Annotated in this window: 2 protein-coding genes; one reads left to right on the top strand and one right to left on the bottom strand. The window is 64.2% G+C overall.

Going from position 1 to position 2,504, the window contains the following annotated elements:
* Nucleotides 1–1,176 (bottom strand): hypothetical protein (locus EN964_RS31760; RefSeq protein WP_127277222.1); only part of this gene is annotated, 1,176 nt, incomplete at its 3' end.
* Between the two features lie 107 nt (nt 1,177–1,283).
* On the opposite strand from EN964_RS31760, the gene EN964_RS31755 reads away from it, so the two are divergent.
* Nucleotides 1,284–2,312 (top strand): CapA family protein, encoded by a 1,029-nt coding sequence (locus tag EN964_RS31755; RefSeq protein ID WP_127269328.1) that lies wholly within the window; start codon nt 1,284–1,286, stop codon nt 2,310–2,312.
* Nucleotides 2,313–2,504: the final 192 nt, after the last annotated feature.

Below are 2,504 nucleotides of genomic sequence, written 5' to 3'. Positions count from 1 at the left end.
GCTTTCGAGGTAGGGCGCGATGGCCGGGCCGGTGATCGACAGCACCAGATCGAAGTTTTTCGGGTCATCGAAGAAGCGCTTCATGTTGATTCCTAGGCCTGTGCCGGCGGTGACGCGGAAATGCGGCAGCAGCTTGCGGCCTTCCAGGAGATCCTCGGCCATGGTCAGGGCGGCGAGCCAGGCCTGAACCTGCTCCTCGCCGACTTCGAGGCCGGTGAGCGGGTTCTCGCCCTTCTGCTGCGGGCCAGGCAGCCATTCGCGGTCATTGTCGGTCTCGGCGCGGATCGCCTTCCAGTCCTCGCGCGACAGCCGGATCATTTCCAGCAAATGGCGGCGCGCTGCTTGACGGCGCTCCGGCTCGATCACCGGCCAGTTGATGAGATGCACCATCGAGATGAAATCGGCGATGCGCCATTCCGAGGAGAAGATGCTCGAGCCCATGTCGCCGGCCGGCGGCACCAGAATATCCTGCAACGGCAGCTTGGCGCGCGGGAACAGCATGTGGAACGAGCCGTCGAAGGTGCTCCTGAAATCATGCGCAAGCCAGAAATCGGCCTGCGCCATCAGGAACTCGGCATAGCCCTGCAGCCAGTATCCGTCGGCGCGGTCGAAACGGAAGGTGAGCGTGGGAACGGCATCGTCCGATGTAATGCCGCCGCGTGACAACCCGGCAATGATCGCCGCCATGCTCTCGTCCGGCGCGATGGTGCCGTCCTCGTTGAGGTCGATGCCCGCGCGGGTGAGATCGATGACCATGCCGATATCGGCAGCGGGCGGCACCGACGCAAACGTGGCGGCGGATTTCTCCAGCCGGTCGCGGAACCCGACCAGGATGGCGCGGAACTGCTCGTAAGTCAGCGGCTCGGGATTGGGATTATCGGGCACCGGCAACCGCATCCGCGGCAGCATGAAGGATTGCGGGCTTTCGAAACCATGACGGTGCAGGCCGGTGGCCAGGATCTCCAGTGCGGTGAAGAACTCGCCCGCCCCGGCCGCATAGGCGGATGCCGGGTCTTTTGGCGCGGCGGCCTCAAGTACCGACAGGGCAGTGTCGCGCGCGGCCACGCTCTTCGCCTCGAACAGTCGGGTAGCCGCTTCGGGCATTGCCGCCGACGCGGAAGACAGCGGCAGGAGCAAAATGAAAGCGGATGTCAGCAGGCCTGCCAGTCGTGTCATCTTTTCCCCCCAATATTTGTCGCGCCGCGCAGATATACACCATTTGCAACGCTGCGCTTCAACCCGCCGCGAGGACGGTTTACACAGGGCAAACAATTGGGCATCGCGTGTCGAACTATCCGCTTTCCTACAAGCTGTCCTGGCTGCCGCGTTTCCTCAAGCCATCGCTGGCCGGCGACGCGCAAGACTTTTCGCCCATGGCGGAAACGCTGATCGATTCAGCGCCAAGGCAGACAATGCGGCTGGCGTTCGTCGGCGACATCTCGGCGGTGGCCAATCGCGGTGCGCCGGACTGCGATCCGGCGATCAAGGCACTGCTTGGCGGCGCCGATCTGGTGATCGGCAATTGCGAAAGCCCTGTGGTGGATAGACCAAGCGCGGCGCTGGGCACAAGGCTCGGCACGCATCATGCGATGAGCGAGTTGTTTCTGGCCGAGGCGCTGGCGGCGGTTGGTATTGCGCGAGAAAGGCTCGTGCTGTCGCTGGCCAACAACCATGTGCTCGATCAGGGCGTCGCCGGTTTCGACGAGACGGTCGCGGCGTTGCTGCGGCTCGGCATCCGCACGATCGGCCTGGCCGCCGACGGTCCGGTTGTGCCGGTGCAGGTTGGATCGCTCAATGTAGGCTTTGCCGCCTTCACGCTGTGGCGCAACGCCGATGAAAAACTGTTTGCGGGGCGCGTTTCGATGGACAGCGATTCGGCGGGCTGGCCGCGCGCTGGCTTGGATCTTCTCTGCGCCGTGCCGCATTGGGACTGGGAGTTCCGGCATTTTCCGCGTGCCGAGACGCGAGTTCTGGCCAGGCGGCTGGCCGGGCAGGGCGTCGGACTGATCGCCGGCCATCACGCCCATGTCGTGCAGCCGGTGGAAAGGATCCACAAGACGGTGGTCGCTTATGGGCTCGGCGATTTCCTCGGCACCGCCTTCGCCCGCCAGCCATGGCCCGGTCGCATCGGTTCTATCCTCATTGTCGAAGTCAGTGCCGATGCCGGTACGTGCGGCACGATCGCATCTTACCAAATGCATCCCTTCATGCGCCTGCGCGCCGGCGACCGTGAGCGGCTGGTGGTGGTGGAGGCATTGGAGGGCCGAGTGCGTGACAAGGTCGAGGGGCGACTGAAAGCGGTCTTTCCTTAGTGCTGCAAGCGACGAGACGTTGCCTATGGGTCCAGGCTGGCGCATGCATTGTCTTTTGCGGCGCTGGTCGACCCCCACTCCGTCTCGGCTTCGCCGATCCACCTCTCCCCCGATCGACGGGGTAGAGGAAAGGCGCCAAGCTTTTGCCGTCAGCGCTCGTCCAGCAACGCTCCTTTCCTTTCCCTCCGGAGG

The organism is Mesorhizobium sp. M7A.F.Ca.CA.001.10.2.1, from assembly GCF_003998575.1.
In the GTDB taxonomy this organism is placed as follows: domain Bacteria; phylum Pseudomonadota; class Alphaproteobacteria; order Rhizobiales; family Rhizobiaceae; genus Mesorhizobium.
This window is presented reverse-complemented; position numbering and strand designations above follow the sequence as displayed.